The sequence below is a fragment of the Lawsonia intracellularis PHE/MN1-00 genome, assembly GCF_000055945.1.
Taxonomy (GTDB): domain Bacteria; phylum Desulfobacterota; class Desulfovibrionia; order Desulfovibrionales; family Desulfovibrionaceae; genus Bilophila; species Bilophila intracellularis.
The window spans coordinates 465,184-483,568 of the sequence record NC_008011.1 but is presented as its reverse complement, the minus strand read 5'-3'; the positions used below and the strand labels follow the sequence as shown (position 1 = coordinate 483,568).

Sequence of the window (18,385 nt, the reverse complement as noted above, 5' to 3'; positions counted from 1 at the left end):
ATTTTTATTGTATTAAACTATTATAATAATTTGAGGTCATTATGCGTTGGTCGCAGTGTTATATCCCTACATTAAAAGAAGCACCTGGTGATGCTGAATTGCTTAGTCATAAATTATTAATCCGTGCTGGAATGATTCGTAAACTTACTTCAGGTATTTATACATGGTTACCATTGGGGCTAAAGACGCTTAATAAAGCGATATCTATTATAAGAAGTGAGATGAATAGAATAGGTGCGGAAGAAATTTTAATGCCTATGGTTCAACCTGCTGACTTATGGAAAGAGTCAGGCCGTTGGGATCAATATGGAAAAGAACTTCTTAGGATTAAAGATAGGCATGATCGAGAGTATTGTCTTGGACCTACACATGAAGAAGTTGTAACACATTTACTTAGAGGAGAAGTTCGTTCTTATCGTCAACTTCCAATTAATGTTTATCAAATTCAGACAAAGTTTCGTGATGAAATTCGACCACGTTTTGGCCTTATGAGGGCTCGTGAATTTCTCATGAAAGATGCATATTCTTTTGATCAAGATAATGAAGGAGCTGATATCAGTTATCATACAATGTTTGATGCTTATAAAGCTATTTTTACATGTATGGCATTAGATTTTAGAGCAGTAGAGGCAGATTCAGGTTCCATAGGAGGAAATTTTTCTCATGAATTTATGGTAATAGCAGATTCAGGAGAAGATACTATCGCCTTTTGTAGAAAATGTGATTGGGCAGCAAATATTGAACATGCAGCAACTTTACCTCCTCAAACTAAGGCTTTAACTTTAGAGAAGAGCATGGAAGAGGTTGTTACACCTGGTCAACATACAATTAAAGCGGTAAGCACATTTCTTACTATTCCTGAGCAACAAATTATCAAGACAATTTTATACACAATAGATAATAAGCCTGTAGCAGTATTAGTAAGAGGTGATAGAGAGGTTAATGAAGTCAAAGTTAAAAATATGCTGGATGCTACAGTAATAACTATGGCAACTCCTGAACAAGTTCATCAGTGGACAGGAGCTCCTGTAGGATTTGCTGGACCTGTAGGATTTACTGCTGGACCTATTATCGCAGATCATGAATTAATGGTTTATAATGATTGGGTTGTAGGAGCTAATAAACCCGATAAACATATTCTTCATGTTGACTTAGCTAGAGATGTCCAGAATATTACTTTTGCTGATATACGACTTATTACAGATGCAGATGGTTGTCCTTCATGTGGTAGAGAAATTGCTCTTACAAAAGGAATTGAAGTAGGTCATGTTTTTAAGCTTGGAACAAAATATTCTAAATCAATGAATGCTTTTTTTCTTGATGAAAATGGAGAAGAGCAACTTATGGTTATGGGATGTTATGGGATAGGCGTATCTCGTGTTATTGCTGCATGTATAGAACAAAATAACGATAAGTATGGTATTATATTTCCTCCTCCATTAGCACCATTTGAAATTATGTTGATCAATCTTGATCCTAGAGATGAATCAGTGGTTATGAAAGCATCAGAAATATATCAATTTTTTTTATCAGAAGGGATAGAGGTTTTTTTAGATGATCGTGAAGAACGGCCTGGAATAAAGTTTAATGATGCTGATCTGTTAGGTTTTCCAATACAAGTTATTATTGGAGCTAAAAGTCTTGCAAATGGTATTATAGAAGTAAAAAATAGAAAAACAGGCGAGAAGTCTTCATTTTCTTTAGAAAGATTTTTTACAGACTTTTACTCTTGGCGTGATACTGTCTATGTAACTTGGGGACTATCTTAACTTTGTTATAGTAGCTGGTACTCAAGGGCTAAATTTAGATTAGTTCCTTTATAGTTACAATTTATTTTTATTGAAATTTTATTATGAATATATAACTATATATAATTATTGATAAAATATGAAGTTAGTTAGAAATGTCAGGGGTTGACATGTTTAGATAGAGTTTCTATAAAAACCCAGTTCATAAAAAGGGTCGTTAACTCAGCAGGTAGAGTATCTGCCTTTTAAGCAGAGAGTCGCAGGTTCGAATCCCGCACGACCCACCAGAATTTATGTATAAACCCTATATAGTACATGCTATATAGGGTTTATACATAAATAATCTGCTATGTTATTTTAGTTAATCTATAGATGATAAAAAGAAACCATAGAATTAAAAAATATCAAACCAGAGCTCATCTAGTCTTTTGCTTACATGGTATGCAAGTAATGGTGGAACAGCATTTCCAATAAGTCTATAGGCAGATGTCATTGAAATTATTTCTTCGTTATTTTTATTAAACATAAGAATGAAGTCATCAGGAAATGTTTGGATTCTTGCATATTCTCTAACAGTTAACCGTCGTTCAATTTTTCCATCTTTTAATTCATCTAAATGTTTCCCACCATGTTCCTTAGATAATCTTCTGAATTCTGGGCCACTAGCTCGTAGCGTTGGTGAAGGCAAAGATAAATCAACCTCTCTATTTCCTTCCCATTGAGAGCCATAGAATTTGCTTTTTGAGTAAATTTGTTGTTCTTTATCCAAAGTATATTCTGGTTCTTGAAGATCTTTAAAAATTGTTCCCACTGAAACAAATTTTTGATGAGTTTTAGGAGGAATAATCTCATTAATAGAAACTTTTCTTTTAAGAGCTTCAGTTTTGAGACCAATAAAAAATACTCGTCTTCTTATTTGTGGTACTCCATACTCATTTGAAAATAAAAGGAAAGAAAAGACGGTGTATCCAATTTGTTCAAAGTCAGATGTAATTTTTTCACGTACACCAGGAATATAAAATAAACCATATACATTTTCAGCAATGAATGCTTCTGGAGAAACTTGTTGTATGACTTCAGTCATACAGTGGTATAAAGAGCCTCTTTGAGTTTTTAATCCTTCTCTTTTTCCTGCAACAGAAAAATCTTGACAGGGAAAGCCTCCAATCACAAGATTTGCTTTAGGAAATTGAAAATTTTCGTTCAATAAGTCTGCTATTGATTTTAGTTGAAATGTACCTGTGAAATTTGAAGACCAGACAACATTACTTTGTGCCATAATATCATTAGCAAAAATGACATTAAATCTATTTTTAGGTAAACAAATCCATGGAGTATCACTAGTAGCATGAATGCATTCTTTATGTACTAAAAATCCACCTTCTACACCTAAATCTAACCCACCACAACCACTGAATAAAGATAATACTTTCAAATTCATAGCATTTTTAGAATAGTTAGAGTATAATATAAATAAAAGAGTAAGTATTATTTAACAATATATGATAAATAAATGTATAGTTTAATGGAATTAACTATAACAGACTATAGTCTGTTATAGTTAAAAAAATAATATAAAATATTATTTCATTAAGTAAGATTAGAAAGTTATTACTATAGATACATCAAGAAATTATTCTTGATTAATTAGGTGAAGTTGTTTTTGTACCATCTTTTTGATAGTAATTAACTTATCCTCTAAAGTTCTAATACTATACTTTAGTCCCAACAGGCATATTAACAGCATATTTATAATGAGTTAAGTCTGCCAGAGGTATTGTTTTACCATCAGTTTTTTTACTCTCCCTGAAAAGAATACATCTTATTTTCTATTTCTTTTTTCTTCTTATTATAAGCAATAGATTCTTCTAACTATCTTAGTTCAAAAGAGCTAGAAAGATTTTTAAAAAGACTATGAGTAAGGATTAACTCACTATCTTCTTTCACAAAATTGTTAAATTTTCAGTTGAGTTAACTTTGAGGATAATTACTTCTTTAAGAACAATTGGGGTAGTTATTAATAGTAGAGAGTTATGATAGGAAGAAAAAAGATTATTTTTATTTAAAGAGTATATAGTGGAGTAGTTCTAAATATATTCTAAAAACAGAAATAAATAATAATCATTTATTTCTTTTAAGCTAGTTTTTTATAAAAAATACTAAAAAAATATTAAATAAAAATTTTTATGTAACTAATAGAGGTGGTTGAGTAACAATTTTTTTAAATGTTGAACAAGCATCTTCAGGGTTTTTACCTTGTTTTAAACTAATAGAAGATAAATTGTCTACAGCATCACAGTGCCGAAGATATAGTGGTTCAGGATCATTATGTTTCCATTCTTCATGAGGAATGTTTTTTACTAGTTGAAGTAATGCATATGGAGAAATGGAGATTTTTTTTTGAAATAATAGTATATTTGGATTAATAAGAGCATGTTCTGCAAAAAACGAGTAGTTGTATTGTATCCCTGAGCCCATAAAAAGTATAGGGTCTTTTGTTTGAATGGATGCTTCTATAGAAGATATTCGTGGCTTTGCTATTGGCATAGGAAAAGTTTTAGTTACTAAAAAATCTTGTATATATAAAAGCTTTTGACGTGCATAAGTAATGACTCTAAGTAAACTAGGAAGTAATGAGATGTTCTGCAGCTCTGGGAGTGCCCATGCGCTAGCTGCAATCACATGTAGATAATTCAGTGTTGCTAATGGAATAGACAAAGCACGTCTCATAGCAATAGCAGTGGTTAGAGCAAGTCTTAAACCAGTAAAACTTCCTGGTCCAGCAATACAAGCAATTCGAGAAATTTGTTGTAGAGAAAACTGTGCTTTTTCCAGTGACTCTATGATGAGAGGTCCTAATATCTCAGTCCCATTAGATGTTATAGAACGTTCTTTTATATATTGTATTTCTTCATCTTTAATAAAAACTATATGAAGATGTTGTTCTGAAATTCCTAAAGTGAGAGTTAAATCTCTCATGAAACGAGCCTCATAATATCATTCCAAGTGGCAAAGACCATAAGGCTAAGAAGAAGAACAATACCAATACGCATAGATACAGTTTTGATGAAGGGACTAATAGGACGCTGGAATATCATCTCTAACAGAAGGAATACAACATGTCCTCCATCAAGGATAGGTATTGGTAGTAAGTTAAGTACCCCAAGATTAATACTTATAAGTGCTGTTAAGAGGAGTAAAGGTATGATACCAGCATTTGCTTGTTGACCTACTAGTTGAGCAATAAGAATAGGTCCACCAATGCTGTCCAATGGAACAACTTTCTGGAACAATTTTAAAAGACTTTCACATGTAAAACTAATAGAAAACCATGTTTTTTTTAAACCAGTAACCGAAGCAGCAAGAAAGGATAGTGGACGTGTTTCTATATCTCCTTGTGCACTGATACCAATTAACCATGCAGGCTTTTTTTCTCCAAAGAGATTTGTACGTGATTTTTCTTCAGGTGTTAAGCGAAACTCAAGGAGTTTATCATCTCGAGAAAGCGTTATAGTAACTTCATTTCCTTGGCTTTCAGCAATATATTCAGCAACCTGATCCCATTGGGAAACAGGCATCCCATCTACACGTGTAATAATATCTCCTGGAAGAAGTCCTGCATGTTCTGCAGGACTATTTTCTGTGATTGTCCCAATAATAGGGAGTAGAAATGTACTACCTTGTACCCATGATACACCCCAATAAATGAAAAAAGCAAGGAGTATGTTTGCAACAGGTCCTGCAAGAACAACAAGTAATCGGTGCCATGGGGGACGATTAGAAAATTTTTCTGTAGGCAAAAATAATTCATCTGTTATTTGTGATGATTGTTCTATTTTTTTATTTTCATCTTCATCTTCTTCTCCTGCTAAAGATACATATCCTCCAAGAGGAATAAGTGATAAGCTGTATTTTGTTTTTCTTTTTCCTATAGTGAAAATTTTTGGTCCAAATCCTAAAGAAAATGTTTTAACTCCAATACCTAATATCCGTGCCATCATAAAGTGTCCAAGTTCATGGAAGAAAATTAAGGCACCAAGTACAACAACTACCGCAAGGGCATTATTCCATTGTGAAACAAAAGTTTGTAAAAAATCCATTAATGAACCTCTATCCATTGACTTATAGTATGACGAGTTTGTTGATCCAGTGCTTCTATTGACTCAAGTGTCGTTGGTTCAGGTGTAGAGTCAGCTTCTAATGCTTTAGAGATCAAAATAGGTATATCCATAAATCCAATTTGTTTTTTTAGGAATGCATCAACAGCTACTTCATTTGCAGCATTTAATATAATCTGTGCACTAGTTCCTGCAACAAGAGCATCTCTTGCAAGGTTAATGCATGGAAAAGAATCTAAATCTGGCTCTTCAAATGTCAAGGTTCCAATTTTAGAAAGAACAAATGGTTCAACTCCAACATTAAGATAGTTAGGCCAGGCAAGACAGTGAGCAATAGGCATACGCATATCAGCAGTACCAAGGTGTGCCATAAGAGAGTGATCTGTAAATTCTACTAATGAATGAACGTATGATTGTGGGTGTACTACAATTTTAATTTGCTCTGATGGTAATCCATAGAGATAGTGTGCTTCTATTATTTCTAGACCTTTGTTTATCATTGTTGCAGAGTCAACGCTAATTTTTGTACCCATTTTCCAGTTGGGATGATTAATAGCTTGTTCTGGTGTTACATTTTTTAAAAATTCATATTTTTTATTTCTAAATGGTCCACCAGATGCAGTAAGAATAATGTTTTGTACAGTTTTAGGATTTCTTGTGTATAGTGCTTGGAAGATAGCATTATGTTCAGAGTCAACAGGTAAGATGACTGCTCCAGATTGTAAGCATAGATTTTTGATTAGTTTTCCTGCTAATACTAATGTTTCCTTATTAGCAAGACAAATAACTTTTCCGTTTTTTGCTGCTGCAACTGTTCCATGAAGTCCTGCGGCACCAACTTGAGCAGAAAGAACCGTTGTAACTTCAGGAAGAGAGGCAAGTTTTACATACCCTTGCTGACCAACAAATATAGATGGTTTATAGTTGATTGGTAGTAAGGGAATAAGAGCTTCTTTTGAAGTTTCGTCTTGAACAGCAAGATAGTCGGGTTTCCATTGTATTGCTTGTTTTGCAAGTAGTTGAACGTTTTTCCCTCCACCTAATGCAACAATATGAAAGAGTTCTTTATGTGACTTTATAACATCTAGTGCATTTGTCCCAATTGAACCAGTTGAACCAAGAATGGAAATTGTTCTTGGAAAACTTTTTTCCCATTCAGGAGAAGGAAGAGATGTTATATAGGTAAACATTAAACTACACCATACAGTAATATTAACTAAAAATTAGTTAAGGGGTAAAAATAGTATTTTATTCAAAAGTAGACAATAAAACTTTTTAAAAGTGCATATGTTGGTATGACAAATAATAAACTATCTGAACGATCAAGAATACCACCATGCCCAGGTAGAATTGTACCTGAATCTTTAAGATGTGTAGCACGTTTGAGGGCTGATTCAAAAAAGTCACCAAGTTGTGCTACAATCCCAAGTATAGAAGTGAGAATAATAAATGAAAGTATATTTGCTTTACCTGTAATAACTCCTAATATACTTGATATAATAATGCATGCAATAAGACCTGCTGCGCTTCCTTCAATACTTTTTCGGGGGCTAATTTTAGGCCAAATTTTATGGTTACCATAAGTAAGACCAACAAAGTAAGCTGCACTATCAGAAATAGCTACAATACAAATAAGAAAGAATTGTTCCAAAGGTGTACACCAAAGAATAGGAACAAGAAGGATAGGTATATAGAAAATACCAAAAAGAAGAATACCAACTTGTTTGAAATAAAGAGCAGTACTATGTGAACTAGTGATAAGAGTGTAAACTGTAATAAAAATAAAAGAAATACCAATGATAGGAAGTAATGCTTCCTGGCTAAGCCATCCTGTTGTGAGAATGATTCCTCCCATAAGAAGGGAGATCAAACGTCCTCCTATGCCTTCATCTCCATGCCAAAACATGGCATAGAATTCCCACATTGCAAGGAGTGTAAATAGAAGTGTTAGTAAAAAAATATAAACTCCTGATAAGATAAGCATAGTAAATAGGAGAAGTAAAAGAAGACCGCCAGTAATGATCCTTGGAAAGTTTTTTTCTTGATTCATTGTTGTAGTTGCTCCTGTGTGAGCCCGAATCTGCGGTTTCGTTCATTATATTCTTTTAAGATGGCATAAAGTTCTTCTTCTGTGAAGTCAGGCCATAGTGTATTTGTAAAAAAAAGTTCACTATAAGCTGTTTGAAATATTAAATAGTTACTTAATCTTTTTTCTCCACTTGTTCTTATAAGCAGATCTGGATCAGGTTGTTGTTTAGAGTAAAGATAGTTGCGGAATATTTCTTCATTAAGATCGTTGGCGTTAAGTCTGTCAGTTAACATTTTTTTTACAGCATATAGTAATTCTGTGCGTCCAGAATAGTTAATTGCTAAATTTACAGTCATACTTTGACAATGTTTAGTTCTTGCAATGGCATGTTGTAAGGCTTTTTTTGCTAGTAAAGGGAGTTTTGTGAGATCACCATATACAGTAAGACAAATATCGTTTTCTTCTAATAAGTGAACTTCTTGTTTTAAAAATGAAACCAATAATTGAAAGAGAAAATGTATTTCATCTTTTGGTCTACCCCAATTTTCTGTAGAAAATGTATAAAGGGTTAAGTATTTGATACCAATTTTTCTGCATGTTGTTACAATTGATTTTGCAGTTAATGCACCTTGTTTATGACCCTCTGTGCGATTCATACCACGTTGTTTTGCCCATCGACCATTGCCATCCATAATAATAGCAATATGAGAGGGAAGGTGTTTTGGTATTGGATTAGACATATGTTGAAAGGAGCGTTATAACTTTATAAGTATTTTTATATTTCTATAATTTCTTTTTCTTTAGTTTTACAGTGAGTTTCCACTTCTTTTATATAGTTATCTGTCATTTTTTGTATATCTTCAGTAAATCCCTTTAATTCATCTTCAGATATAAACTTATTCTTTTCAAGTCTTTTAAGTTGTTCATTAGCATCACGACGAATGTTTCTAATAGCAATTTTTGTATCTTCTCCATATTTACGAGCAAGTTTTACTAAATCTTTGCGTCGATCTTCTGTTAATGGTGGTAAAGTGATACGAATAATTTTTCCATCATTGATAGGAGTAAGACCTAATTCTGATTTAAGGATAGCCTTTTCAATAGGGTTAAATGCAGTTTTATCCCATGGTTGAATAGTGATGCTGCTACTATCAGGGATAGCAATAGATGCTAACTGATTTATAGGTGTTGGGGTTCCATAATAATCAACTTTGATAGTATCTACAATAGAGGTGGAAGCCCTTCCTGTACGAAGTTTTGTAAATTCTTTTTCAAGGGAAGTAATTGCTTTTACCATACGCTCTTGACTATCTAGAAATATTTTATCTTTATCTGTATCCATTTCTTATTCTCCTTCAACAGTAGTTCCTGGATTTTGACCAAGTATAGCACGTTTAATGCTTCCATTAAACATATTGCAAACAATAATAGGGATATTATTTTCTTGTGCTAATGTGATAGCTGTAGAATCCATTATTTTGATATGACGACGTAATGTTTCTTCATAGGTTAGATGTTTGAACATTTCAGCGTCATCAAATTTTAAAGGATCTTTGTCATATACACCATCTACTCTTGTTGCTTTAATAAGAGCATCACATTTAAGCTCCATACATCTTAGTGCAGCAGCTGTGTCTGTAGTAAAATATGGGTTCCCAGTACCTGCAGCACAAATAATAACTCTTCCTTTTTCAAGATGACGCATTGCACGCCGTCTTACATAGGGTTCACACACTTCTTGCATAGCAATAGCAGAAAGAACACGTGTAGGGTGTCCTTTTTTTTCTAGTGTATCTTGAATAGCTAAGGCATTTAATACAGTAGCAAGCATTCCCATATAATCAGCTGATGAACGATCCATACCTTTTGCTGAAGCTGATAGTCCACGAAAAATATTGCCACCTCCAATGACTAATGCTATTTGAAGGCCTAATTCAATTACGCTTGAAAGTTCATTACAAAGTACAGCCACTGTATCTGGATCAATACCAGTAAGTTGTCTTCCTGCAAGTGATTCACCACTTAGTTTAAGTAGTACCCTTTTGTATGTCATTTGAGACATAATATAACTCTCTCTAAAGGCTATTGATGATTATATGGAGCTCCCCAAGTTCCTTCATTTATTCTGATATATTTTAGAAATGCATAATATGCTCCATGAATTGCATTGATAAAACCTGCTTTTCCATCAAGAAATCCTTTTTTTAGGATATATATTCGTATAAATCGTCCTAATCCATGAGAAATAGCTATACAAATTCCACCAGATTTTTTTTGTTTAGCTAAATCTTCAGCACCATATTGAGCGTAACTATTAATCTTTTCGAGGTGTTGATAAAAACTACTATATGGATAATGAAGGATATCCCCTATAAGTTTTTTGGTATGTGTATGAGGATGTATTTTTTCATGAACACCTTGTTGGGAAAAATAAATTCCATTTTTTCTAAAGACTCTAAGAAGATAGTCTGGATACCAACCACTATATTTAAGAAAGCGATCATAATACCATGAACGTCGTGGGACATAAAAACCACATACATTTTGAGATACATTTTGAATAGCTGTTATAATAGTATTTTGAAGTGCTTGGGAGCATATTTCATCTTGATCAATGGTTATGATCCACTCTGTTTTTATAAGGGGAAAAGCATAAGTAAATTGTGCAACAGGACCATTCCATTTATTTTGTATAAATTGCACATTATGAGATTTAGCAATTTCAATTGTTCTATCAGAACTAAAAGAATCTACTACAAGGATATGGTTACAAAATTGAAGTGAAGTAAGGCAATGTTCAAGCAGTCTTTCTCCATTATATGTTAAAACAAGGCCTGTAATAGAAGGGGTAATTTTTGAGTGAGGAATATCCTTAGTTGAAGACATATTCATTTAGTTATTCCGAGAGGATGAATCAAAATATTTTTGTATAGTTGATGTAATATACAATATATCATTTTCAGAAAGGCCTGGATAGAGAGGAAGGCTCAATATTTTTGGAAAAATTTTATCTGTTTCAGGTAGTCCATGTGGTGAAAGGGGAAGTCTATTGATATATGCTGGTTGTTTATGAACGGGTTGCGGGTAGTGAATACCTGTAGTAATTCCTTTGTTACTCAAGAATATTTTTAACATATCCCTATTATCTACTTGGATAACATATAAGTGATATATATGTGTTCTATCGGGTTTTTCTAATGGTAATTGTATATTTTTTAATTTTTGCAGTTCAGCATGGTATATCTTAGCAATTTTTCTACGGATTTCATTAGATTTATTGAGTACTGGAAGAAATATATTAAGAATACTTGCATGAAGTTCGTCAAGACGAGAGTTAATTCCAGGAAAGTTACTTATATAGCGTTGTTTCCAACCATATTCTCTAAGTGCTTTTATTTGTTCTGCTAGGAGTGTGTTAGAAGTCACTATGCAACCGCCATCACCAAGTGTTCCAAGATTTTTTGTTGGATAGAAACTAAAGGTTCCTGCAATACCTATACTACCAGCATTTTTATTATTATATTTAGCTCCATGAGCCTGTGCGCAATCTTCAATAACAGGTAACTGTCCTGCAACATGAAGTATTTCATTCATATCTGCACATTCTCCATAAAGATGTACAGGGATAATGGCTGCTGGCTTCCCAGGATACTTTCCCTTATAAGCAGCTGCAAGTGTTTCAGCAAGACTTACAGGACACATTGTATATGTATTTTGTGTTATATCTACTAAGACAGGGAGGGCACCTGTACGCTCAATGGCAGCAACAGTAGCCACGGCTGTATGTGAAACAGTAAAAACAAGATCTCCAGGGCCAATATTCAACGCACGAAGTGTAAGTTCTATAGCATCGGTTCCATTAGCTACACCAACTGCATGTTTTACATTACAATATTGGGCAAATTGCTTTTCAAAAAGTTCAACTTGCTCTCCGTTAATATAACAACCACTATTAAGTACTTCCTCTATTTTTTTTATAATAGTTTCACGATACTGTTGGAAGTAAATGCTAGGGTTAGCTTGAGGAATAGAGTAAGTGTTAGTCATGAATTAAAGGTATTCATTAAGAATAGGTTTATAATAAGCAATTGTCTTTTTTAGTGCAGTACGTAAAGATGTTGTAGGTTTCCAGTTTAGGATATCAGATATCAATGTATTATCAGTATAATAGTTACCAATATCAATTTTTTTTCTATCCATAGGGTACTCTTTTATTATATAACTTCCTTCACCTACAACTTCAATAAGTAATTCTGCAACATGTTGTAAAGAGACTGGTTCTTTTCCTCCTACATTTAAAACTTTTCCAAAAGTATTTTCATTTTTAGCCGCTAAAAGAAGTGCTTCAATACAATCATCAACATACAAAAAGTCTCTTAATTGTTCTCCTCCCCACACTTCAATAGGCTTCCCACAAAGTACGTTTTTAATCCATATCCCTAAAAATGTCTGACGATCATCACGGATACGCATCCGTGGACCAATAGTATTTGTTAGACGTAATGAGCATGTTTTGATTCCATATACATTATTATACAGTATATGATACCATTCCCCTGCTATTTTGTTGATACCATTAACATCAACAGGGTACACAGGATGTTTTTCATCAACAGGAAGATATTGAGGTATTCCATAAATTTGCCTAGTTCCTGCAAAAATAATACGAATAGAAGGATTGTTATTTTTACAGGCTTCAAGGATAGAAAGTTGTGCTTTGCAGTTGATATCAAGGTCTGTATATGGATCAATCATAGAGTCTATATGGCTTGTTTGGCCTGCAAGATTAAATAGAATATCTTGATTTTTTACTAGTGCTTTTATGCTATAGGGATCACGTATATCAGAGATATTAATTCTAACTTTATCTGCAATGTCATGAATATTATACATAGTCCCTCCATACATAGGCATGAGACTATCAATAATAGTTACTTTAGCTCCTTCTTTTACTAAACGAATCGCAAGGTTAGAACCAATAAATCCAAGACCCCCTGTGATAAGGACGTGAGCATTAGAAAAAGTATGCATAGAGACTCTGTTTAGAACTATATAATACTATAGAAAATATTTTTTTATCCTAAGTTATAATATAAAAAGGGGGGCAAACGCCCCCTTTTTATTTCTTAAAGCTATTCTTCGCCTAGCTGGATCCTAACAAACTCTATAATAGATATAGGTTCTCCAATTTCATTGGAAACTTTTTTTATAAGTTCAGCTATAGAAAGTTTATCATCACGAATATATGGTTGATCCAATAAACAAACTTCTTTTAGATATTTTTTTACAGCTCCCTCTACAATTTTTTCTATCATGTTTTCTGGCTTACCTTCTTCCAGTGCTTTTTGACGATATACTTCACGTTCACGATCAATTTTTAAAGGATCAAGGCTTTCAGAATTAAGAGCAAGAGGTGCTGTTGCAGCAATTTGCATAGCTATATTCTTTGCTAACTCTTGGAACTTAGGTGATGAGGCTGTTTCTTTTGTTTCTGTTGCTAGTTCTACTAAAACAGCAATTTTCCCATTAGTATGGACATAGTGTCCAATCATACCATTTTTCCCAGGTGTTAACTCCATCTTTATAGATCGGCCAATGACAATATTTTCTCCTATAGTAGCAATAGTTTCATTTAACAGATCTCTAATACTAAGATTTTTATTTCCAGATGGTTGATCAAGCAGATCAACATCATTATTATGAAAATTTGCCACAAGTTGCGAAACAATGTCATCAACAAATTTTTTAAAGACTTCATCTCGAGAGACAAAATCTGTTTCACACATTACCTCAACAAGTACAGCAGATGTTGAGCCAGGAAGTACTTGACAACCAATTAAACCTTCTGTTGTTGCTCTTCCAGCTTTTTTTGAAGCTTTTGAGAGGCCTCGTTGACGTAACCAGTCGATAGCTTTTTCCATATCTCCATTTGCTTCTTCAAGAGCCTGCTTACAATCCATCATTCCTGCGCCAGTTCTTTCACGTAAGGTTTTCACCATTGATGCACTGATACTCATAATCTATCTCCAGGGCATTATAAAATTATTCTGTGATGAGTTCAGACTCATTAGTAATAACTACTTCTGATACTGATTCTTCAATATTATTTTCTTTTGTTTCTGTTTGTTCAGAAGCTATAATAAGCTCTTGCTCTATAGAGGTAGATTCTTTATTACATTCAGCCGTAGCTATTTGTTTTAATTCTTCCTCAAGATTTTTATTCTTAGTATCTTTTTGTAAAGCTTCACCCTCAATACAGGCGTCAGCCATAGCTGTAACAAAAAGTTTTATAGCTCGTATTGCATCATCATTTCCAGGAATAATATAGTCAATAAGATCTGGATCACAGTTTGTATCGGTTACAGCCATAATAGGAATTCCTAGTTTACGACCTTCTTTTACAGCAATATTTTCTCGATGAGGATCAATGATAAAAATGAGTTGTGGTAGACGTTCCATATTTTTAATACCACCAAGTGTTAACTCAAGTTTATCCATTTCACGGTTGAGAGTTAATATTTCTTTTTTTTGGTATCTGTTAACAGAGCCATCAGAGAACATAGTTTCAAGACGGTTAAGACGTTCAATACTTTTTTGTATTGTAGAGAAGTTAGTAAGAGTTCCGCCCATCCAACGATTAGCTACATAATATTGTCCTGCTCGAGTAGCTTCAGTTGCAATAGCTTCTTGTGCTTGACGTTTAGTCCCAACAAAGAGAACACTTCCACCTGCAGCAACAGTTTCTACAATTTTATCATGAGCAGCACGGTAAAGTTTTACAGTCTGTTGAAGATCTATGATATGAATACCATTACGGGCTCCAAAAATATAAGGACGCATTTTAGGATTCCAACGTCGAGTTTGATGACCAAAGTGGACACCAGTTTCTAGCATTTGTTTCATGCTAACATAAGCCATAAGATTCTCCTGAAACGTTAAGGGGTTTACTTCCACAATAACCCAGGTCTTTACTACCTCTTAGATAGGGGCACCCCAGACCGCTGTTAGTGTGTGTTTATTTACGAAGTTTAGAAAGCCGTTAACTAGTAAAATGAACAACAAAGATATGTCAAGACAATATGTCAATAATTATTAGGACTTTTTTTCAACTAATCTTATCTATAGAAAAGCTTTAGTTTTACTTATAGAATAATGTTCTATAAAGGTTATACATTATTATTGAGTCGGGTTATAATAGTATTTTTAATCCACTTTGGATCAAGCCAATCAATAGGGTTTACTTGAATGCCTCCAACAAGAAAACCAAAGTGTAGATGATCACCTCCAGCTAGTCCTGTCATGCCAGTATAGCCTATTAGATCACCCTTTTTTACAACGTCACCTTCTTTTGCTGTAATTTTACTTAAGTGAGAGTATAGTGTCTGTAATCCTAATCCATGATCAATAATAACAATGTTCCCATATATTCCCAAGTCGCCTGTATAGACCACTATACCATCATTTGCAGCAGGGATAGGAGCATTTGCTGTTGAGGCAAGGTCAAGCCCCATATGAAATTGTTGATCAATCTTCTGATTTTGATACATATATGTTCGATTTTCACCAAAGGTAGCTTTAACAGCTGCACGTGGGAGTGTATGGAATTTCCCTGACCATAACATCATAGGGGATGTTTTTTTACTAATTTCAATAAGTTTTTTTTCATTTTCGATTCGTAGTATACTATTCACTTTAATATAGCGTTCAACTTGTGTTTGAGTATCAGGAAAATTTTGTTCAAAGTTAGGCATTTTTTTATCTAAGAATGTATCAGTGATTGTTAATGTATCTATTTTGAAAGAGCGCTCTAATGAGTGAACATGAACAGATATATAAGATTTATTACCTGCAAGATCCTGTGCAAAAAGTTTTGGATTAAATGTTTTTGGAGAAAACTCAATTGGGAATGGAAAGAAGCAATAATACGTTCCATTAGCCTGCTGAAATGCTGGAAAAAATTTTTCTTCAAGTTGAACCCCTATAACTGCTACTGGCTTAGATACAGTGAAAGCAATAGCTGTAGCACTTCCTTTATGGAGTGATGGGGTAGGACTATGGATTGTAATTTGTGGTGGTTGAGAGTCAAAGTTCATATCCCATGTTTTGTTAGAAATATTCCCTTTCCCAAAGTTTGAGTAGGACGAGTCTTGTGCTTTAACTATTAATTCAAAAGGTCCATCTTGGAGGCCTGATTTTTTAAAGTCTATATCAACTGTTTCTATAAGGTGTCCATTGATGATAGGTTGATTGATAAGTGTTTTTGTGTATTCATTTTGTTTCACTATAATTTGAATAAGTTTGAGAGGCGAGTATTTACTTGTAATAGTAAGTGTTAGTGGTTGTCTTGGAGAAATATATTGTGTAGGTTGAATCATAGATATAATAGGTGGATCTGTGTTTTTGAAAAAAATGTAAGTAGCAGCGGCAAGAATAATACTGGCTATTCCTATAGTTATAACAAGAAGTTTTGTCTTGGACATATACACTCTCAAAAGATTAAATAAGACTTAGTAACTGGCTGTTATTTCCTTTAAAATTTTTATGGTATTATTTTTAGAAAAGCAACTATCAGTGTGTTCATATAAGATTATGTGAAGTTAAAAAATAAAAATGATGAGAGTAAAACAAATCAGCAAGTAACATAGGTTATGTAACTGGTTAGTAATAAATATTATAATAAGCAACATTTTGTTAAGTGATAGTTAGAAAAGAGATTTGGTTAAGATAACTCTATATACTAACATAGTAAAAAAAAAATTATAAAAGAATGGATAGTGATTCTATAAAAACAATAAGGAAAATATAGATAGCATTAATATTCTACTATAATTAACTATTGAGTTAGGTATTAAAGGTTGATATTGTACTATTTAGTTTAGGTTCTTTTCAAAAAAGTTTGGATAAATGTTGAGATACCATACATCAAAAAATAATTTTCCTTTGGCTAGCGATTTGAGGCGTCAGCGTGAGCGTATGGTTATTACACAACTTGAACAAAGAGGAATTACTAACTCTTATGTTCTTACAGCAATGCGTAATGTACATCGACACTTATTTGTTCCTGAAGCATTACAAAGTCGTGCATATGACGACTATCCCCTCCCTATAGGTTATGGGCAAACTATTTCTCGTCCATATATCGTTGCTATTATGACTAGCCTCCTTGAGCCGACTCCAGGTTTAAGTGTCCTTGAGATCGGTACTGGTTCTGGTTATCAGACAGCTATCTTAGCCAATATAGGTCTTGAGGTATTTAGTCTAGAACGTGTTAGGGAGTTGTATTTTCAAACAAAAGAATTATTTTTTTTGTTAGGATATAGAAAAATTAGAACTTGCCTTTCTGATGGGACCTTAGGGTGGGAGGAACATGCTCCCTTTGATAGAATTATTGTTACTGCTGGTGGTCCAAATATCCCCTTACCATTACTTAATCAACTAGGAGATCCAGGAGTTATGGTTATTCCTGTCGGTCAAAACCCACGAGAACAAGAGTTGATGTGTATAACCAAAAAGAATAACACTGTTACATCAACAGTTATTGGTAATGTTGCTTTTGTTGACCTTGTGGGAGATTATGGTTGGTAAATATATACTAGTGGAATTCTATTTTTTTATATATTGAATCCATACACTATTAACATCCTTAAATTAAAGGATAACTATCTATGAATATTCCTCTTTCACCTGCTATGCAAGATAAGCAATTAAAAAAAAATATAGATACTATTCAGCATAAACTTTTTATTATGAGTGGAAAAGGTGGTGTTGGTAAGAGCTCTGTAACAGTAAACCTTGCTGTTTCTCTTATGCAAAAAGGTTTCCGTGTTGGTATTTTGGATGTTGATCTTCATGGTCCTAGCATCCCACGTTTATTAGGTCTTTCAGGACATGTTGAAGTTGATGAGCAAGGACGTATGATTCCTGTTTTTTATAATGATAAGCTATGTGTAGTTTCAATGGATTCTTTTTTAGAAAAAGAAGATACAGCTATTGTTTGGAAAGGACCTAAAAAAGTAGGAGCTATTAGGCAGTTTTTAAGTGGAGTTTATTGGGGAAATCTTGATTTTCTTCTTATTGATTCCCCTCCAGGAACAGGAGATGAGCATATGGCTGTCCTTAATTCCATTCCAGACGCAAAGTGTATTGTTGTTACAACTCCACAAGAAATATCTTTGGCAGATGTAAGAAAAGCTTTGGATTTTTTACGTCAAATTAAAGCACCTATTTTAGGTATTGTAGAAAATATGAGTGGTCTTTCTTGTCCTAACTGTGGTCATGAAATTGAAATTTTTAAAAAAGATGGTGGTGTTCAACTTGCTGATAAGGAAAATCTTCTTTTATTAGGTCAAATATCTCTTGATCCTTTAACAGTAGTTGCAGCTGACTGTGGGAAGCCAGTCGTTTGTATGGAAGAACATTCAGAAGCTAAAGAAAAATTTTTGCAGCTTACAGAAGCTACATTAAACGCATTAAGGCTCATTTAATATTAA

At 33.5% G+C, this 18,385-nt stretch carries 17 protein-coding genes and 1 tRNA gene; 4 read left to right on the top strand and 14 right to left on the bottom strand.

Annotated features, from left to right (window positions below):
• The first annotated feature begins 41 nt into the window (after positions 1–41).
• Together LI_RS02145 and LI_RS02140 are read left to right on the top strand one after the other, a co-directional pair.
• On the top strand, positions 42–1,769 hold the full coding sequence (locus LI_RS02145; protein ID WP_011526475.1) for a proline--tRNA ligase: 1,728 nt from the start codon (positions 42–44) through the stop codon (positions 1,767–1,769).
• A gap of 190 nt (positions 1,770–1,959) precedes the next feature.
• Positions 1,960–2,035: transfer RNA gene (locus LI_RS02140), tRNA-Lys, on the top strand.
• A gap of 107 nt (positions 2,036–2,142) precedes the next feature.
• Here LI_RS02140 and LI_RS02135 read toward each other — a convergent pair.
• The 14 genes from LI_RS02135 to LI_RS02070 all read right to left on the bottom strand — a co-directional run bounded on the left by LI_RS02135 (position 2,143) and on the right by LI_RS02070 (position 16,375).
• On the bottom strand, positions 2,143–3,189 hold the full coding sequence (locus LI_RS02135) for a DNA cytosine methyltransferase (protein ID WP_015353729.1): 1,047 nt from the start codon (positions 3,187–3,189) through the stop codon (positions 2,143–2,145).
• A 743-nt stretch (positions 3,190–3,932) separates the two neighbouring features.
• A complete protein-coding gene (gene tsaB / locus LI_RS02130; protein ID WP_011526473.1) occupies positions 3,933–4,727 on the bottom strand; it encodes a tRNA (adenosine(37)-N6)-threonylcarbamoyltransferase complex dimerization subunit type 1 TsaB in 795 nt (264 codons plus the stop codon).
• On the bottom strand, positions 4,724–5,848 hold the full coding sequence (gene rseP, locus LI_RS02125; RefSeq protein ID WP_011526472.1) for an RIP metalloprotease RseP: 1,125 nt from the start codon (positions 5,846–5,848) through the stop codon (positions 4,724–4,726). The genes tsaB and rseP overlap by 4 nt, the downstream gene beginning before the upstream one ends.
• Entirely contained in the window at positions 5,848–7,056 is a 1,209-nt protein-coding gene (gene dxr / locus LI_RS02120; protein ID WP_011526471.1) for a 1-deoxy-D-xylulose-5-phosphate reductoisomerase, read from the bottom strand. Before dxr ends, rseP begins: the two co-directional genes overlap by 1 nt.
• Positions 7,057–7,118: 62 nt before the next feature.
• Positions 7,119–7,916: a phosphatidate cytidylyltransferase gene (locus LI_RS02115; RefSeq protein WP_011526470.1), complete on the bottom strand. Its 798-nt coding sequence runs from the start codon at positions 7,914–7,916 to the stop codon at positions 7,119–7,121.
• A complete protein-coding gene (locus LI_RS02110; RefSeq protein ID WP_011526469.1) occupies positions 7,913–8,635 on the bottom strand; it encodes an isoprenyl transferase in 723 nt (240 codons plus the stop codon). Before LI_RS02110 ends, LI_RS02115 begins: the two co-directional genes overlap by 4 nt.
• A gap of 35 nt (positions 8,636–8,670) precedes the next feature.
• Positions 8,671–9,237 carry a ribosome recycling factor gene (frr, locus tag LI_RS02105; protein WP_011526468.1) on the bottom strand — a complete coding sequence of 189 codons (567 nt, stop codon included), beginning with the start codon at positions 9,235–9,237 and terminating at the stop codon, positions 8,671–8,673.
• 3 nt (positions 9,238–9,240) lie between these two features.
• Positions 9,241–9,957 (bottom strand): UMP kinase, encoded by a 717-nt coding sequence (gene pyrH / locus LI_RS02100; RefSeq protein ID WP_011526467.1) that lies wholly within the window; start codon positions 9,955–9,957, stop codon positions 9,241–9,243.
• Between the two features lie 20 nt (positions 9,958–9,977).
• A complete protein-coding gene (locus LI_RS02095; RefSeq protein WP_011526466.1) occupies positions 9,978–10,781 on the bottom strand; it encodes a glycosyltransferase family 2 protein in 804 nt (267 codons plus the stop codon).
• Positions 10,782–10,787: 6 nt separating this feature from the next.
• A complete protein-coding gene (locus LI_RS02090; RefSeq protein WP_011526465.1) occupies positions 10,788–11,942 on the bottom strand; it encodes a DegT/DnrJ/EryC1/StrS family aminotransferase in 1,155 nt (384 codons plus the stop codon).
• Positions 11,943–11,945: 3 nt separating this feature from the next.
• Positions 11,946–12,926 carry an NAD-dependent epimerase/dehydratase family protein gene (locus LI_RS02085; protein WP_011526464.1) on the bottom strand — a complete coding sequence of 327 codons (981 nt, stop codon included), beginning with the start codon at positions 12,924–12,926 and terminating at the stop codon, positions 11,946–11,948.
• Between the two features lie 101 nt (positions 12,927–13,027).
• On the bottom strand, positions 13,028–13,912 hold the full coding sequence (gene tsf / locus LI_RS02080) for a translation elongation factor Ts (protein ID WP_011526463.1): 885 nt from the start codon (positions 13,910–13,912) through the stop codon (positions 13,028–13,030).
• A 25-nt stretch (positions 13,913–13,937) separates the two neighbouring features.
• Complete coding sequence (gene rpsB / locus LI_RS02075) at positions 13,938–14,813, bottom strand: 30S ribosomal protein S2 (RefSeq protein ID WP_011526462.1); 876 nt, start codon at positions 14,811–14,813, stop codon at positions 13,938–13,940.
• Between the two features lie 248 nt (positions 14,814–15,061).
• Positions 15,062–16,375 (bottom strand): M23 family metallopeptidase, encoded by a 1,314-nt coding sequence (locus LI_RS02070; RefSeq protein ID WP_011526461.1) that lies wholly within the window; start codon positions 16,373–16,375, stop codon positions 15,062–15,064.
• A 424-nt stretch (positions 16,376–16,799) separates the two neighbouring features.
• Between LI_RS02070 and LI_RS02065 the strand changes: the two genes are divergently transcribed.
• Together LI_RS02065 and LI_RS02060 are read left to right on the top strand one after the other, a co-directional pair.
• Positions 16,800–17,480, top strand: coding sequence for a protein-L-isoaspartate(D-aspartate) O-methyltransferase (locus LI_RS02065; RefSeq protein ID WP_011526460.1), 681 nt, complete (start codon positions 16,800–16,802; stop codon positions 17,478–17,480).
• Between the two features lie 80 nt (positions 17,481–17,560).
• Positions 17,561–18,379 (top strand): Mrp/NBP35 family ATP-binding protein, encoded by an 819-nt coding sequence (locus LI_RS02060; RefSeq protein ID WP_011526459.1) that lies wholly within the window; start codon positions 17,561–17,563, stop codon positions 18,377–18,379.
• Positions 18,380–18,385 lie beyond the last annotated feature (6 nt).